This window comes from Pantoea sp. UBA7232 (assembly GCF_002473195.1).
Taxonomy (GTDB): domain Bacteria; phylum Pseudomonadota; class Gammaproteobacteria; order Enterobacterales; family Enterobacteriaceae; genus Pantoea; species Pantoea eucrina.
Window position 1 is genome coordinate 221,362 of sequence record NZ_DKTK01000005.1, and the last position, 16,599, is coordinate 237,960.

Genomic DNA, 16,599 nt, shown 5'->3' on the forward strand with positions numbered 1-16,599 from the left:
TGGACCAGGGGCGCATGAATGCGCCCCCTACAGGATAACGTAGGGGCGCCATTCATGGCGCCCTCGGTTAATGATGGCGCCCTGGCTCAGCCTCGGCGGGTCAGGGCAGCGTCTGCAGAAGCGCGGGCAACTGCGACAGCAGATAGAGCAGCAGGCCGATGGTGCCGCCGACCAGCGTGCCGTTGATGCGGATAAACTGCAGATCGCGGCCAATATTCAGCTCAATCTGCTGTGACATATCGCGTGCGTCCCAGCTTTTTACCGTATCGCTGATATGACGCGTCAGAAAAGCAGCAAACTCCGGTGCCACGCTGCGCGCCGCATCCTCCAGATGCTGATTCATCGAACTGCGTAACGCCTCATCGGCCAGCAGAGTCTCTCCCAGCCACAGCGCCGCCAGCCGTACCCGCTCCTGTACGCGGGAATCATCGCTGCTGAGATCGCGCTTCAGCCAGGCGCGCAGATCCTGCCACAGCTCACCGATATAACGATTCAGCGACTCATCCTCTTTCAGCCACTGCTTAACTGACTCTGCGCGCGCCGCCATCTCCGGATCGTTTTTCAGCTGGTCAATCAGCCGCTGCACCGCGCGATTAAAGCCGAGACGCAGCTCATGCCCCTGATCGCGCGCCACTTCGTCGAGAATGGAGTCCACCGCGTTAGCTACCAGCGTGGCGCTGTGCTCGCCCAGCCACTCGGTCGGCAATACTTTGGCTTTAACCGGATGTTCACGCTTCAGCCAGCGCACAATCTGCAGGGCGATAAACTCACGCGTGCCGGGTTTGTGCAGCAGCTGCAGCAGCTGTTCAATCGCCGCATCCAGCAGCGCCTGATGGCGGTTATTTTTGGTCAGGCTGTCGAGGATCATCGCACTGGACTGCGTCAGATCGACCTTATCCAGCGCGCGATGCACGGCGCGCCGCATAAACTGCTGAATGCGGGCATCGTCAGTGAGATCGAGAAAACCGCGCATGACCTGCAGCAGATGACGCCCTGTGCGATCGGCGTTGCCCGGCGCGTTCAGCCACTGCGCCAGCAGCTGTGCCGGATTGTTGCGGCGGATCAGCGCCAGCAGCGAATCGGTATCGAGAAACTTCTCCTGCACAAAGCGACCAAGATTTTCGCCGATGCGATCTTTGTTACGCGGAATAATCGCCGTATGGCGCGCAATCAGCGGCAGCGGCACGCGACGAAACAGCGCAACCACCGCAAACCAGTCGGCGAGTGCGCCGACCATAGCCGCTTCAGCGATCGCTTTAACGCCCAGCACCCAGAAATTAGCGGGCAGAAACAGCGTAACGATAAAGGTTGCCGCTGCCGCCAGCAGCAGCGCCAGCGCCAGCTGTTTGCTGCGCTTCAGTTGTTGATATTTATCCATTATCCGATCTTAGCAGAGAGTCCTTAACGGCGGCGCCCGCCGAGCAGGCTGCCCAGCATGCCGCGCACGATCTGGCTGGTGACCTGGCGCGCTGCGCTGCGGGCCACGCTCTGAACCACGCCGTCGCGTTTACCGCCGCGCGGTCCGGTGGTGCCAAACAGAATATCTTTCAGACCGCCAAGAATGCCGCTGTCTACCTTCACATCGGCGCCTTTAACGTCCGGCGCCGCTGACTGCTGCGGTGCGGCGGCAACACCCTGCTGCAGGCGCTCAAACGCCGACTCGCGATCGACCTCCTCATCATATTTGCCATAAAGCGGCGAATGGTTGATCAGGTCGTTGCGCTCATCCTGCGTCAGCGGCCCCATGCGTGAGCCGGGGGCGATCACCATAGCGCGTTCCACGATGGATGGACTGCCTTTCTCATCGAGGAAAGAGATCAGCGCCTCACCGGTACCGAGCGCCTGAAGCGCCGTTACGGCATCGAACGCCGGATTAGCGCGCAGGGTTTCAGCGGCACTTTTTACCGCTTTCTGATCGCGCGGCGTAAAGGCGCGCAGGGCGTGCTGCACGCGATTGCCAAGCTGGCCTAATACCTTATCCGGAATATCTGACGGATTCTGCGTCACGAACCAGACGCCCACGCCTTTGGAGCGGATCAGGCGGATGACCTGCTCGATCTTTTCCAGCAGCACGGGCGGTGCATCACTGAACAGCAGATGCGCCTCATCAAAGAAGAAGACTATTTTCGGCTTATCCAGGTCGCCCGCTTCCGGCAGCTGCTCATAGAGTTCCGCCAGCAGCCACAGCAGGCTGGTGGCGTAGAGTTTAGGCATCTGATAGAGCCGTTCTGCTGCGAGAATATTGATATAGCCGCGGCCCTGCTCGTCGCAGCGCATCCAGTCGCGGATATCGAGCATCGGCTCACCAAAAAAATGCTCCGCTCCCTGCTGCTCCAGCGCCAGCAGGCCGCGCTGAATCGCACCCACTGATGCGCTGCTGATGTTGCCATACTGCGTCTGAAACGCTTTGGCGTTGTCGCCGATATACTGCGTCATCGCGCGCAGATCTTTGAAATCGAGCAGCAGCAGCCCCTGATCGTCTGCAATGCGGAAAATAATCTGCAATACGCCCGACTGCACCTCATTCAGCCCCAGCAGCCGCGCCAGCAGCAGGGGGCCCAGATCGGTAACGGTGGCACGTACCGGGTGGCCCTGCTGACCGAAGATATCCCACAGCATCACCGGGTTGTCATGCGGCTGCCAGTCGCTGACGCCAATCTGTGACAGCCGCGCCTGCAGCTTCTCAGAGGCGCTGCCGGGAGTGGCAATGCCGCTTAAATCCCCTTTGACGTCAGCCATAAATACCGGCACGCCGGCCTGTGAAAAGGATTCTGCCAGCTTCTGCAGCGTAACGGTTTTGCCGGTACCGGTGGCGCCAGCGATCAGCCCGTGGCGATTGGCCATCGCCGGGAGCAGCGACAGCCGGATATCGTGGGTTTGAGCAATCAGCAGTGGGGTGGTCATAATCTCTCGCTCTTCAGCAATGCGTTATGACACCAAGGATAGCAAGCGCAGCCTGCGGTAGCGCAACTGATTGCCTGAAAAAGCAGAGGCCACCGGAAGGTTACAGGCAAAGATGCGGGCGCTGGGATCGACGTCATCCTCCCGGCAAATAAAGACAGACGGTACCACATCAATAAGCCGGTTTATGCTGAGCATTGCCAGAATATAAAATTAATACCCGAAATTAATTATTGTGCCTGATTTTTCTACGCCAGCTGGATAAATAAAACGCAGATAGAGAGAAATCTGGCTCAAAGTTAACAAAGGTGAATATTTACGCTCACAATAACTGCATGTTAAGCGTGATTTATTTTCAACAGTTGCGCCAGGCGATTATTTCTTTAATACAGCGCTTTCAGCGTTATACCAAGATAAAGCGCCAAAAACCCCTGCTTTTAGCGGGTTTAAACCACAATTTCAGTTAATAAATGGCACTGTTGCACGCGTATGACACTGCAAAAAAATAACCATCCTTCACTTAAACACATTTTAAATTTACTTTTTACATCCTGAAATATTTGTATCCATAAGATTGCCCGCTTGTTTGCCGATTTATAACGTCATTAACAAAAATATAAATTATCTTTCTTAGCTAGTGAGAACTGTCGCGCCATGCTGTTAGAAAAACCCACCACCAGACGTAAATTTTTACTCGGGGCGCTGCTGGCTTTGCCGGTCAGCGACCTTTTATTAAAAGGCGTTACCGCCGCGCAGGCGGCAGAAATGGCTGCGCCGGAACTTGCCGATTATAAACCGATCTTTTTCAGCGCCAGTGAATGGCAGTTTATCCTGGCGGCAACTGACCGTCTGATCCCGGCTGGCGGCAGCGGCAAGGCGCCCGGCGCGCTGGAAACCAACGTGCCAATTTTTATCGACCAGCAGCTGCACACGCCGGAGTTCGGTGCAGAAATCTATCTGCAGGGGCCGTTTGATGTGCACGCCCCGGCGACCATGGGCTATCAGATCCCGTTTACGCCGCAGCAAATGTACCGCACCGCCATCAAGCTGGTGGAGCAGTGGACGCAGACGACCTATCAGAAAGCCTTCCACGAGCTGAGCACGGAAGAGAAAGATGCCGTGCTGACCCGTATCAACAAGAATGATGGCCTCGATTTTGCGGCGCTGGGCGAGCCGTCGCTGAAAGCCTCACAGTTCTTCAGCCAGCTGCTGGCTGATACCAAACATGGCTATCTTGCCGACCCGATGTACGGCGGTAATAAAGGTATGAAGGCGTGGATCGCTATCGGCTTCCCGGGTGCCCGCGCCAGCTTTACCGAATGGGTGAAGCAGCACAACGTGCCGTATCCGCTCGGACCGGTCAGCCTGCTGGGCCAGCGCGCCTGAATTTCCCTATTTGGTATATGAGACAGAACTAACATGGCACAGATTACAAAAAAAGAAGTCGATGTCGTTGTATGCGGCCTCGGCTGGGCCGGCTCGCTGATGAGTATCGAGCTGGCGCTGGCCGGACTTGAGGTGCGCGCGCTGGAGCGCGGCGGCGAGCGCGACTATCCCGACTTCGCCTACCCGAAACCGGCCGATGAATACGCTTACAACGTGCGTAATAAAGTCTTCGCCACGCCGAAAGAGGTGGCGGTGACGGTGCGTTACAATATGGACCAGACCGCGCTGCCGACCCGCAAATGGGGCGCCTTTGCACCTGGCACCGGCGTGGGCGGCGCAGGCATGCACTGGACGGCAGTACTGATCCGTCCGACTCCGACCGATATCAAACTGAAAACCTATGTTGATCAGGCGTATAAGCCGGGCATTCTGCAGGATGATATGCGCGTTATGGACTTCCCGTTCAGCTGGGAAGAGATTGAGCCTTACTTCTATAAATTTGAGCTGATCTGCGGGCAGTCCGGCACCACCGGCAATCTGCGCGGTCAGATCCTCGAAGGCGGCGATCCGTTTGAAGGGCCGCGCTCAGAGCCTTACCCGCTGCCGGCGCTGGACGATACGCTTAACAACGTGATGTTTAAAGAGGCGGCGAAGAAGCTCGGCTATCATCCGTTCCCGAACCCTTCTGCCTGCGTATCGCGCGCGTGGAAAAACCCTTACGGCAACCAGATTGCACCGTGCAACTACTGCGGCTACTGCTCAAAATATCCGTGCCTGAACTACTCCAAAGCGTCACCGCAGACGGCGGTGATGGATGCGCTGAAGCGTCTGCCGAACTTCTCTTACGAAGTGAACGCTGAAGTGGTTAAAGTCGTGCTGCACGAGGATGGCAAAACCGCAAAAGGCGTGATCTACTACGATACCGACGGCAACGAAGTATTTCAGCCAGCCAAAATTGTGGTGCTCTCCAGCTTCCAGCTCTACAACGTGCGTCTGATGCTGCTCTCCGGCATCGGCAAGCCGTATAATCCGATTACTGAAGAGGGTGTGGTAGGGCGCAACTATGCGTTTCTCTCCAACGGCGGCGCCACGCTGTTCTTTAAAGACAAGAACTTCAACTCTTACGCCACCGCCGGTGCGACCGGCCAGATGTTCAATGACATCTCGCCAGGCAACTTCGACGGCCCGGGCCTCGGCTTCCTCGGCGGCGCCAAGATCCACAGCTCGCAGGCGACCGGTACGCCGATGGCCGCTGCGCTGCCGAAAGGCACGCCTGCCTGGGGCATGGGATACAAAGAGGGGCTGGAGCAGTGGTACAACCATTCGATGAAGATCAGCATCACCACCACCTGCCAGTCCTATCGCGATATCTATCTCGATCTCGATCCGCACTACACCGATCATCGCGGCAACCCGCTGCTGCGTATGACCTTTAACTGGAAAGAGAACGAGCTGAAGCTGCAGCAGCATCTGAAAGGCATCGTGGGCGATATTGCCAAAGAGCTGAACCCGGACAGCATGAGCATGAGCTTCCTGCCGATGGGCGCCGATTTTGACCTCACCAAATATGTCTCAACCCACAACGTGGGCGGTGCGGTGATGGGCGATAACCCGAAAACCTCGGCGCTGAACAAATACCTGCAGAGCTGGGACGTGCATAACGTCTTTGTGCCGGGCGGCAACGCCTTCCCGCAAAACTTCCAGGCGAACCCGACCGATACCATCGGTGCGATCACCCTGATGGCGGCGCAGGCGATCAAAGAGCAGTATCTGAAGAACCCCGGCCCACTGGTACAGGCATAAGCAGATGAAAAAACTAACATTACTGGTAGCGCTGGCGCTGAGCGGCGTGGCGCTGCAGGTGCAGGCGGAAGATGAAGCGGCCCTGATTAAGCAGGGTGAGTATCTGTCGCGGCTGGGTGACTGCATGGCGTGCCACAGCGTCGCGGGCAAAGCAGCCTACGCGGGCGGGCTGGCGATTGAATCGAACCTGGGTACGATCTACTCCACCAACATCACGCCGGACAAAGCGCACGGTATCGGTAACTACAGCGAACAGCAGTTCTCTGACGCGGTACGTAAAGGGGTGCTGCCGGATGGTTCACGCCTCTATCCGGCCATGCCGTATCCGGACTATGCGAAGATCAGCGATGCTGATATGCATGCGCTTTGGGTCTACTTTATGAAGGGCGTAAAGCCGAGCAGCGAGCAGCCGCAGGAGACGAAGCTGAGCTTCCCGTTCAGCCAGCGCTGGGGTATGCGCTTCTGGAACTGGGCGTTTACCTCCGACAAGCCGTTTCAGCCGATTGGCGGCGCCTCTGCTGAAGTGAATCGCGGTGCCTATATCGTCGAGAGTCTTGGCCACTGCGGCAGCTGCCATACGCCGCGCGGTCTCGGCATGAATGAGAAATCGCTCGACAGCAGCGACAAAACCTTCCTCGCCGGCGGCAGCCTGAATAACTGGGATGTGCCGTCGCTGCGCGGTATGCCGCACTGGAGCGAGCAGGAGGTGATCGATTACCTGCAGACCGGGCGGAACGATAAAGCTGCCGTAGGCGGTGAGATGAAGTCGGTGATTGAGCACTCCAGCTCCCACATGACCGACGCCGATCTGAAAGCGATTGCTGCTTACCTGAAGTTCCTCGGCGGTAACCCGCCGCTGCAGGCCTACAACGTGCAGGCGCAGCAGCAGACCGAAGCGAAACTGACGGCCGCGAAGAACCTGAGCGAAGGCGAGCGTCTCTATCTCGACAACTGCGGCGCCTGCCACTTCGTAACCGGTAAAGGTGCGCCGGGGATCTTCCCCGAGCTGGATCAGGCAACGATCGTGAACACAGGCGATCCGACGGGGCTGATCCACACGATCCTCGTTGGCGCGCAGCAGCCTTCAACGGCTAAAGCGCCGTCGACGCTGGCGATGCCGGGCTTCGGCCAGCGCCTGAGCGACGAAGAGGTCGCACAGCTCGCCACCTTCGTTCGCCAGGGCTGGAGCAACCGCGCCCCGGCCGTGACCAAAGAGCAGGTCGCCGACGTCCGCAAAACCCTGCATTAACCGTCACCCGGATTCAACCAGGAGCGCATAAATGCGCCCCCTACACCGCCCCCGTAAGGGCGCCATTAATGGCGCCCTGGCCGATACCCGCACGACATTCCATAACGCCCGGATTTAACAAGGGGCGCATAAATGCGCTCCCTACACCGGCCCCGTGGGGGCGCCATTAATGGCGCCCTGGCCGATGCCCGCACAACATTCAATAACGCCCGGATTCAACCAGGGGCGCATAAATGCGCCTCCCTACGGGATTCATACGACATTCGATAACGCCCGGATTTAACCAGGGGCGCATAAATGCGCCCCCTACACCGGCCCCGTAGGGGCGCCATTCATGGCGCCCTTGCCGATGCCCGCACCAAACTCAATGAAACGTGCGCACCACTTCCAGCACGCCGTTGATCACGAACTGCACGCCCATACAGACCAGCAGAAAACCCATCAGGCGCGAAATCGCTTCAATGCCGCCTTTGCCCACCAGCTTCATAATCGCGCCGGAGCTGCGCAGAGAAATCCATAAAATCAGGGCTACCACCAGAAAGGTCAGCACCGGGGCGACCATCACCACCCAGGCGGGGAAATCGACGCCGGCTTTCACCGTTGAGGCTGAACTGATGATCATCGCAATGGTACCCGGACCGGCGGTGCTCGGCATCGCCAGCGGCACAAAGGCGATATTCACCGTCTCGCGCGGATCGTCACTGGCATCCTGCTCATCTTTTTTATGGCGCGCCTCTACCGAATGACCGACCGGTTTTGCCGGAAACAGCATGCGAAAGCCGATAAAGGCGACAATCAGTCCGCCCGCCATGCGCAGGCCGGGAATCGAGATGCCAAAGGTGTGCAGCACCGCGTTGCCGGCGTACCACGCGACCATCATGATCAGAAACACATAAACCGACGCCTGCAGCGCCTGACGGTTACGCTCCTGAAAATTCATCTCGCCCGCCAGCCCTAAAAACAGCGCCACGGTCGTCAGAGGGTTGGCCAGCGGCAGGATCACCACCAGCCCGAGGCCTATCGCTTTGAAGAGTTCCAGCATCATGCATCTCCGCAGGGCAGGGCCGCGTGCGCAGCCCTGTGACAGGATGTATTACTCAGTGCTTCGGCGTATCGAGCGCTTCGATCATCTCGGGGAAAAAATCTTCCAGCAGCTCGGGCGTCATCAGTTCGGGATAGTTAATGAGGTGTTCGCGGATGCGCTCATTGACCTCCGGCAGCAGGCGCTGCGCGGCATCATCAGCGCTGATTTTTTTCTGCTTCATCAGACGCAGCACGTTATCCGGCAGGCTATCTTCATCCTCCACCTCATCCACGCCTTCCAGCGCGTCGAGCTCATCCAGCAGATCCATCAGCGCTTCGATCTGCGGCGTGCGCGACTCATACTCCGCCGGGCGCTCGCTCTCGAGATAGCGCAGCAGGGCGCGCACCGGCGATCCATCCGGCGTAGCGGGCGGCTCGCTGGCGAACCAGCTCAGCAGGTCATGCTGGCTCACCTGATGGACGTGATAGCCGTTATCAGTCAGCTCATCGGCGAGGATATCAGCGGTGTCGTGCTCAATCAGGCAGATATGGGTGCGCTTTGGCGTGTACTGTTCCAGCCACTGATAGATCTCTTCAATGACGCTGTCGTCATACTGAAAGGTCTGGTTGAGGTAGCTGTCATCCTGCTCATGTACGCAGAGCCGAATCAGATCGGGATCGAAGTAAATCGCTATGTTGATGCCTTTCATGCGCGCTGTCCTGTTTGCTGCAAAATCTCACTATAGCGTCAGGGCGCACAGAAAAACATGGGGAGGCCAGCAGCGTGCGCATCTGGCCATAAAAAATCTCATTCATCAGCACGATAAGGCCGGGAGAGCGCCCCGGAACACGGCGCTGATTACATGCCGATATATTTTTTGCCCTGCTTCAGCACCACATCACACGCTTTGGTTTTAAGCTTCTCGCCCATTGGCGAGTTGCTCAGGCTCTGCAGGTTAAGCTGCTGGCCGTTACCGGTATTGAGCAGACCCGCGATACCCTGCTGATAATCAGTTTTCTGCTCCTGCGCCGCCGGCGTGCTCAGGCCGAGTTTGCTCAGCACCTGCTCTTTCACCGACTTCACGTTGTTATCCACCACGTTGTGCTGCACGCAGTACTCCATCACGCCGGCCGCGTTGGTCATATTGCTGGCGCTTACCGCTTTATCGCCGCCGTTCAGCAGGCCGGTCAATGTGGAGAGCGAGAGCCCTCCGCTCTGCGCGCCATTGCTGCTGGTGGTATTGCTGTTTTGCTGCTGCGAGAGCTGTGAAGCGGCGCTGCTCAGCTGATCCTGCCAGCTCGCCGCCGACGCGCTGCCCGCGACCAGTGCTGCCGCCATACCCCATGCCCAAACGCCGCGTTGCATTGATTTACTCATGTATAACCTCATGGTTCCGTCTTTCAGACGCCGATAATGCAGGATATGAGGCACAGGATCTCAGAAAGTTCCGGAGAAGCGGGCAGGGCCATGCAGATTGAGAGTGTTCTGGTTTCTGATGAGATGATGACGCTGTTTTTTTCAACGCTCAGCGCACGCGCTACTCAATAGCGGTTGCACACCCCACGGGTAACGGTATAATCGCCAGCGTTTTCCGTATCCTTATCCATGCCGGAGTGGCGAAATCGGTAGACGCAGTTGATTCAAAATCAACCGTAGAAATACGTGCCGGTTCGAGTCCGGCCTTCGGCACCAAAAGCATGCAAATGGACCTCAATTGAGGTCTTTTTTTATGCCAAAAATCCGCGCCACACAAGGCCTTAACCGCTTTTTCCCTCAACTGAAATCAACCTGAGTCAACCCACATCAATAAGCTTGTGAGTATACTAATGAGTATATTTGTCGATTCGATATTGCTTGTATACTCACGATATACCAATGGAAGGAGGACCACTATGGCCCTAACGGATACTAAAGTTCGTTCTGCGAAACCTGAGGAGAAAGAGTATTCACTTGTTGACGGCGACGGCATGTCCTTACTTGTAAAACCTAACGGCTCAAAGTATTGGCGATTTCGTTTCCGTTTTGGCGGTAAACAGCATTTGATGGCGTTCGGCGTTTACCCGGATGTTTCGTTGGCTGATGCCAGGAAGAAAAGGGAAGAGGCCAGAAAGCTGGTAGCTGCTGGTATCGATCCTCGTGAGCATAAACGTGCCGTGAAAGAAGAGCAGGCGAAAGAGATTATTACTTTCGAGAAGGTTGCCAGAGTGTGGCTCACTACCAATCAGAAATGGTCGGAAGATCATGCTAATCGCGTAAAAAGGAGCCTTGAGGAGAATATCTTCCCGGCAATTGGTACTCGCAATATTGCTGAACTGGGTACCCGCGATCTGTTAATTCCCATTAAAGCCGTCGAGACATCTGGCCGTCTTGAAGTGGCCTCCCGTCTTCAACAGCGCACCACGGCCATCATGCGTTATGCGGTGCAAAGCGGGTTGATTGATTACAACCCGGCGCAGGAGATGGCGGGGGCGGTTGCTTCCAGTAATCGACAGCATCGTCCGGCGCTGGAGTTAAAGCGTATCCCTGAGTTACTCCAGAAAATAGATGGTTACACTGGCAGGCCGCTAACCCGTTGGGCAACGGAACTTACCCTGCTTATCTTTATTCGGTCCAGTGAGCTGCGTTTTGCTCGCTGGTCAGAGATCGATTTTGAAACGTCAATGTGGACCATCCCGCCTGAGCGAGAGCCTATTCCCGGCGTGAAACATTCTCAGCGAGGATCAAAGATGCGTACACCTCATCTGGTGCCGCTTTCAAAGCAGGCGCTGGCGATCCTGAAGCAGATAAAACAGTTCTGCGGGGAACATGAGCTGATTTTTATTGGCGATCACGATCCGCGTAAGCCAATGAGTGAGAACACGGTAAACAGTGCGCTACGGGTGATGGGTTATGACACTAAAGTTGAAGTTTGTGGTCACGGTTTTCGTACGATGGCCTGTAGTTCGTTAATTGAGTCAGGGCTATGGTCGAAGGATGCGGTGGAGCGCCAGATGAGCCATATGGAACGTAACTCGGTGCGGGCGGCGTATATCCATAAAGCGGAACACTTGGATGAGCGCAAGCTGATGTTGCAGTGGTGGGCGGACTTTCTGGATGCAAATAGGGAGAGAGCGATTACGCCGTTTGACTATGCGAAGATCAACCGGGGGAATGGCTATTGAGTTGAATGCCATATTAGTTTAATTAAAGTTAATCGACACGCCTTAAGGGGGTAGCCGGTTGGTAATTTTACCCAATGGCATTATCACTAAGAGCAATATGCTCACTGATTTCATCGGCAAGAGCGATCCACGAGATCTTTCAACAAGTAGATAATCAATAAGATTACTGAGCTTCACGCTCAATTAACTAGGGGGGCTAATGTATAAACGGCTGAGTACGAAACGCTGTTGCCGCTAGCGTGAATTTCCACAGTAGATTCATACGTATCATCCAACTTAAACTCTAGGGGTACAGGGAAAAGTACCCCTTGTTATTTATTCCTTGTAACACAAAGATTAACCTTGCAATTGAACATTTGTCACTATTTTATTTAAGTATCATGCTTTCTTTTCTTTAATTTTTTGATAAAATTGGTTGTTGAAGAAAATATTTTTTGAGATGCGATGATACATCTTATTAATGTACGCACAATAAAGTCAAGTATTTTTAAAAGGATAAATTTAACTCTACGTTTTTCAGTTATGCCACGATTCTCTAAATTGCCTATTTTTGTCATTACATTGGCAATTTTCCCACCAATAAAAAAAGACATAGCAATAAACCACATCCATCTATAATGAGGGGCATTTTTACTTAAGGATAATCGAGCTTGTTTTTTCAATAAACCTTGGCGGTACATTAATAATGATGTAATTACACATTCATTGGCGACAGCGAAACGGTCTGACATGCCTGTTTTAAATTTCCCCTCTTGAATGGCATTACAGTACGCTGGAGGGGGAGTTTGGCACCATCGGGAAGGTGGTGGCAATTGTGTTATTGCTTTTGAAAGAGCCTTATTTGGACATAGTTTTTTATTGTAGTTTTGAAATTCCTGTCTGATTTTATCCGGAGATACTTGATCGCCATAGTACTCAGGAATTCGATAAAAGGTGTCAAGATTTTCAGGCATTACATATTCAATAACAGATGATTTCGTACTGGCAATATTTTCTAGCGTTTCTTGAATGTACGATGCCCACTGACAAGATGACATTTCGGAAAGCCCGCTATTGTCACACATGCGGCTGTAGTCTTTCACCTGAACAAGAAGATATTTGGCAGCATCATTAATATCTGTAATTGTTTCCTCATATGCTGTTTTACCGACAGCCACCTCTCTGTCTGATACCCAGAAAATACCGTTACCAACCGCTGTTAAGATGAGGAAAATATCTGTCCACTGTCTGAATTTCTCTCCTGTAGCAAAAACATCACTAATGATTATTGCCAATATCCATCCGCACAATAGTCCTATAAAACTCAGACTTGCGAGTCCAGCTGCGTTACCCGTTACACCTGTCCCCCCTATTGCATAGGTCAATGGCAACCACTGAATAGCAGGAAGAAGGTGACAGAGTGATAGTAGTCCTGGGGTTATAAGAAGCATAAAGGAAATGATAAGCCCCTTTTTTCTGGCAAGTATCCATGAGCTCAAGAAAACGAAGGGTAATAATAAAATAAAGAGCTCAAGAAAACCGCCTCCTAAGACAACTGCAACTTTATTGGGAGACCAGTAGCTGCTCAAAAGAGCACCTTGTGCGTTCGTTTCTACAAAGTTGGTACTAATCACTCCCATCCCATCCAGTGTTTGCAATAAGGCGTATCCAGCGCTGTAGCAAAGCATTATGTAGGGATAAAAGAATAGGATCATAATTTACTCTCTTTTCTTACTTTTTCTATCGTTTTTATAGCATATTCGATTCGTTCTTTAATATGGCTAAAGTCGAACATTGTCAATTTTCAGCCCTATTTAGAACCAATAACAACTAAATCTGCCATCGTTGTTTTTTTGATAAACAGCGCTGTGCTGCCAAGTAGCTTAAGGCCTTCTTCATTAATTTTACTTACTCTAAGCCCTGGTTGAACAATAACAACTTGAAATTTAAGAGGTGTGATTCTGGAGCGCTCTTTCATAGCAGCAAGGTCTTTTATAGTGCCTTTCAGAAAGCGAGAATGACCACGCGATCGCCATTGTTCCTCGCGACGCTTAATGTGGTGGTATAGATAGGAAAGATTTAGGTGTTTCCAACGAATGCATCTCTGTGCCTGCCCACATACTTCGTAAAGGTCTTTAAGTCTGGCTCCTGCTTCTTCTGAACCTGAATATTTGCAATGGATTAAGGAGAGAACAATACAGTCATCAACTATTCTCAACCCCACTAAATCTGCTGATTCACCTTTCCCATCATCATTAATAATGACATCGTAATTATCTTTAATTTCACAGTACCAACGCCATTGGATGGATGATGGATCACGAGTATAGCCCATTGATTCCACCCGAACATCAGTTCCTTGCCAATCAAAAGCTACAATTTCGTCTTTGTCATAAAGGCCAATATTTTGGCTTACATGGACTATATGAGCGTTGTATGAAAATGAACCATCGGAGTAATGAATCATTACTGGATCAATTTCCATATACTCTGATAGTGATACCGGTTCAGATTCACCACGCTGTACAAAAACTTCAGGGCCAGATATCAACTGATAGGCATAACCTTTTGCTGTAGCACTTCCCGTGAGAGATAATTTATATTCAGATGACGTTTCATCTGTAGAGAAAATGAGTCGTACATTACCATCGTCAAACTTTCCAGCAGTCCTAACCTCTACTAAATATAAATGCGCAGATACAGCATCAAAATGAAAAATAACTTTATCTTCGAACGCAGTAAGCAAATACTCACCCCATTGAGCTGATATTGGATATTCATTATAGGGTTCAAGTAATGGGACTGGACGCAAAAAGTTACGCGTAAGATTGTTTGGATCCGGTTCAGAACTAAAAATCTTGTCCCAGGCTTTCTTAACCCAGTTGCACCAATCAGCAATGCTGCCACCTTTTTGTGGTGACCAGACTTTACCTCTGCGTTGCGAGCATCCCCAGATTACACGGTTTCCGGATTCATAACCTAATGCTGCAATATTGCTTAAGCTTGATTGAGATGCTTCAATTAGTGATAGCCCCTCAGTGACATTTGGGCCAAAGTATTGAGTAAAGCTGATTGCCCCAATTTGGGATGCGCCTAAATTTCTTGCCAAAGGATATTCAATACCATTAAATACATTAAAGACTTTTTCACCACTGACAACTTCAAATTTATCATCACAAATAGTACTGACTAGATTCTCAACTCGGAATGCTTTATAGTCATTTGAGAATACAAACAAGGCGGATCTGTCTTGATCCCAATGAGCAATTAGAATTTTATAATTGGTATCTTTAAGATCTTTGTAGTTTCCCCATCGGACTGAAGTTGCCTGGACAGCTAGCACAACAAGCAAATTCTCATCTTCAGCTATTGCATGCCAGGATTCATCGAATCTGGGCAGTTTATCCTTGTATCTTTCAGGCTCCCAATTGTCACAGTACGTTTTAAATAACATGACAGAACAACTTGGCTCAATATTCCAGAGAGAAATCTGATCGTGTAAATCACCTTTCCTTTTTAAGGCATCCACAACCTCTTGCAACCTAATCTCTCTAGCAATTCGTCCTTCAGAGAGTCGCCTTAATACGTTATCCCAATCGGCATCTGTTGAATATAGATGCTGTAATTCACCTTCAACATTAGGGTCCGCAACATTCATGACTACACTGGCTTGACCAATTTTCTGTGCTTTATTGACACGAGTAAATCGGCCAATGAACTGCAAAGTTACTGCAAGAGACTTATGATGATCATGCAAAGCGGCAATTTTCAGGTTGGGTAGATCATAGCCTTCTCCCAACATGTCTACGCAAATAACGATTCTTGATTGTCTTGATAATAATTTATTAAGACGTTTTTTTATTTCCGTTTTAGGATAATCAGAATGAACAACGATTGGATTAAAATTCGGTACAATATTCTGATAAATAGTAAATATTTGTTCTGCTCGCTGCTTATTGCTGGTACGGGCCATAATCAAATGATCAAGGCCATTATTTAAGTCTATGCGCAGTTGACCTACAGCTGTATCCGCGATTGCATGATCCATAAGGTCAGAGTAATACTCTTCTACAGGCAGCAAATTTACATTTGTAAAATAGCCAGCTCGTTGGGCTTCCCCCATCGTGTAGTTATAGATAATTTTTCCACCAAGGGACTTCTTATCATTCCTAAAGGGGGTAGCTGTAAACTGCACAACACGTTTGTCTTTAAATCGTTCACGAATTGTCTGCCATGATGAGGCTGAGATATGATGAGCCTCATCAACAAAAAGATGGCTACACGACTCGCAAAGTGTATTTAATGCTGCTTCGGAGCAGGCAGACAAAACGCTGGTCGTAGCAACCAAGACGTTTGATTCTAAAGCTAATTGCTTAGCCTCTTCCGCTACCTGAATTCCCTTCTTAATAATAGCTACATTAGGGAGTGCAATGTTAGGCGGAACGACTGTTAGCTCTGGTAAATATCCTAAATCCATGAACTTTTTGGATATTTGTGTTCGGAGGGAGTCAGATGGGACTATGAGCAAAATTCGCTCGCATCGCTGGTATATCATGGTAGCCAGCATTGTTTCCGTTTTTCCCGTTCCAGTGGGCAGTACGACGGTAGCTGGTTCTACCTGCAAATCAGTAGCGAAATAGCCTGCGATTGCATGAAGTGCACCCAGTTGGGGTTTTCTAAGACCTGGATAATGGCGCTCTGGATCGTCTTCTCTAAACTGAAATTGATGATGCCATTGTTCATTAATTTCATCAGGTGAAGTGCTAAATACCTGCTCTGGAAATTGCTCCCAGATTAATTCAGTATCTTCTCGCCATTTTTCGAATGTAAATGGTTCCTTAGCTTTAAGAGAAGCTACACCATCTGAGCATTTCCCTCTGGAATTTGGATCTTTCAAATAGATATAGTCTAGAGGAGGCTTTAGACCCGTAACAAGTTCAAAATATCCTGGGAAACTTGCATTTCTGACTTGAGCCGATACTGTTGTTGAGCGGCAAAGTAACTTATGAACTAAATTCCCACCCACTTTTCTTGCAGGTGCAGCTTTCGCGGGAAAGGTAAATTTAATTGTTAACAGGTCAAATAAGTCCATATGT

The 16,599-nt window shown here is 51.5% G+C and carries 11 protein-coding genes and 1 tRNA gene; 5 read left to right on the forward strand and 7 right to left on the reverse strand.

Annotated features, from left to right (window positions below):
• Nucleotides 1-100: 100 nt before the first annotated feature.
• Nucleotides 101-1,378, reverse strand: a complete 1,278-nt coding sequence (locus tag B4056_RS03035; RefSeq protein ID WP_113654968.1) for a DUF445 domain-containing protein — start codon at nucleotides 1,376-1,378, stop codon at nucleotides 101-103.
• 23 nt (nucleotides 1,379-1,401) lie between these two features.
• The gene (locus tag B4056_RS03040; RefSeq protein ID WP_094110686.1) at nucleotides 1,402-2,904 is read right to left on the reverse strand and encodes a helicase HerA-like C-terminal domain-containing protein; all 1,503 of its coding nucleotides are present in this window, start codon (nucleotides 2,902-2,904) and stop codon (nucleotides 1,402-1,404) included.
• Nucleotides 2,905-3,555: 651 nt separating this feature from the next.
• Here B4056_RS03040 and B4056_RS03045 point away from each other — a divergent pair.
• From B4056_RS03045 to B4056_RS03055, 3 genes are read left to right on the forward strand one after another with little or no spacing between them, the layout of a single operon-like run.
• Nucleotides 3,556-4,287 carry a gluconate 2-dehydrogenase subunit 3 family protein gene (locus B4056_RS03045; RefSeq protein ID WP_071669127.1) on the forward strand — a complete coding sequence of 244 codons (732 nt, stop codon included), beginning with the start codon at nucleotides 3,556-3,558 and terminating at the stop codon, nucleotides 4,285-4,287.
• 33 nt (nucleotides 4,288-4,320) lie between these two features.
• Nucleotides 4,321-6,090, forward strand: a complete 1,770-nt coding sequence (locus B4056_RS03050) for a GMC family oxidoreductase (protein ID WP_150034766.1) — start codon at nucleotides 4,321-4,323, stop codon at nucleotides 6,088-6,090.
• A gap of 4 nt (nucleotides 6,091-6,094) precedes the next feature.
• A complete protein-coding gene (locus B4056_RS03055) occupies nucleotides 6,095-7,339 on the forward strand; it encodes a c-type cytochrome (protein WP_288653785.1) in 1,245 nt (414 codons plus the stop codon).
• Between the two features lie 364 nt (nucleotides 7,340-7,703).
• On the opposite strand, the gene B4056_RS03060 is transcribed toward B4056_RS03055, so the two are convergent.
• The 3 genes from B4056_RS03060 to B4056_RS03070 form a co-directional block, all read right to left on the reverse strand.
• The gene (locus tag B4056_RS03060; protein ID WP_065650243.1) at nucleotides 7,704-8,381 is read right to left on the reverse strand and encodes a MarC family NAAT transporter; all 678 of its coding nucleotides are present in this window, start codon (nucleotides 8,379-8,381) and stop codon (nucleotides 7,704-7,706) included.
• A 55-nt stretch (nucleotides 8,382-8,436) separates the two neighbouring features.
• Nucleotides 8,437-9,072 carry a hypothetical protein gene (locus tag B4056_RS03065; protein ID WP_071669124.1) on the reverse strand — a complete coding sequence of 212 codons (636 nt, stop codon included), beginning with the start codon at nucleotides 9,070-9,072 and terminating at the stop codon, nucleotides 8,437-8,439.
• Between the two features lie 149 nt (nucleotides 9,073-9,221).
• Complete coding sequence (locus B4056_RS03070) at nucleotides 9,222-9,740, reverse strand: DUF2501 domain-containing protein (protein WP_369826810.1); 519 nt, start codon at nucleotides 9,738-9,740, stop codon at nucleotides 9,222-9,224.
• Between the two features lie 230 nt (nucleotides 9,741-9,970).
• Between B4056_RS03070 and B4056_RS03075 the strand changes: the two genes are divergently transcribed.
• Nucleotides 9,971-10,055: transfer RNA gene (locus B4056_RS03075), tRNA-Leu, on the forward strand.
• 200 nt (nucleotides 10,056-10,255) lie between these two features.
• Nucleotides 10,256-11,524 (forward strand): tyrosine-type recombinase/integrase, encoded by a 1,269-nt coding sequence (locus B4056_RS03080; RefSeq protein ID WP_288653788.1) that lies wholly within the window; start codon nucleotides 10,256-10,258, stop codon nucleotides 11,522-11,524.
• Between the two features lie 371 nt (nucleotides 11,525-11,895).
• Here B4056_RS03080 and B4056_RS03085 read toward each other — a convergent pair whose 3' ends face one another.
• Together B4056_RS03085 and B4056_RS03090 are read right to left on the reverse strand one after the other, a co-directional pair.
• The gene (locus B4056_RS03085; protein WP_288653790.1) at nucleotides 11,896-13,161 is read right to left on the reverse strand and encodes a hypothetical protein; all 1,266 of its coding nucleotides are present in this window, start codon (nucleotides 13,159-13,161) and stop codon (nucleotides 11,896-11,898) included.
• Between the two features lie 152 nt (nucleotides 13,162-13,313).
• Nucleotides 13,314-16,595 carry a DEAD/DEAH box helicase gene (locus B4056_RS03090; RefSeq protein WP_288653793.1) on the reverse strand — a complete coding sequence of 1,094 codons (3,282 nt, stop codon included), beginning with the start codon at nucleotides 16,593-16,595 and terminating at the stop codon, nucleotides 13,314-13,316.
• Nucleotides 16,596-16,599 lie beyond the last annotated feature (4 nt).

Bases quoted from the DNA above. Each gene is read 5' to 3' on its own strand.
- B4056_RS03090 (WP_288653793.1), bottom strand. From the start codon at position 16,595: ATGGACTTATTTGACCTGTTAACAATTAAATTTACCTTTCCCGCGAAA.
- B4056_RS03060 (WP_065650243.1), bottom strand. From the start codon at position 8,381: ATGCTGGAACTCTTCAAAGCGATAGGCCTCGGGCTGGTGGTGATCCTG.
- B4056_RS03055 (WP_288653785.1), top strand. From the start codon at position 6,095: ATGAAAAAACTAACATTACTGGTAGCGCTGGCGCTGAGCGGCGTGGCG.
- B4056_RS03045 (WP_071669127.1), top strand. From the start codon at position 3,556: ATGCTGTTAGAAAAACCCACCACCAGACGTAAATTTTTACTCGGGGCG.
- B4056_RS03070 (WP_369826810.1), bottom strand. From the start codon at position 9,740: ATGAGTAAATCAATGCAACGCGGCGTTTGGGCATGGGGTATGGCGGCA.
- B4056_RS03080 (WP_288653788.1), top strand. From the start codon at position 10,256: ATGGCCCTAACGGATACTAAAGTTCGTTCTGCGAAACCTGAGGAGAAA.
- B4056_RS03040 (WP_094110686.1), bottom strand. From the start codon at position 2,904: ATGACCACCCCACTGCTGATTGCTCAAACCCACGATATCCGGCTGTCG.
- B4056_RS03065 (WP_071669124.1), bottom strand. From the start codon at position 9,072: ATGAAAGGCATCAACATAGCGATTTACTTCGATCCCGATCTGATTCGG.
- B4056_RS03050 (WP_150034766.1), top strand. From the start codon at position 4,321: ATGGCACAGATTACAAAAAAAGAAGTCGATGTCGTTGTATGCGGCCTC.
- B4056_RS03035 (WP_113654968.1), bottom strand. From the start codon at position 1,378: ATGGATAAATATCAACAACTGAAGCGCAGCAAACAGCTGGCGCTGGCG.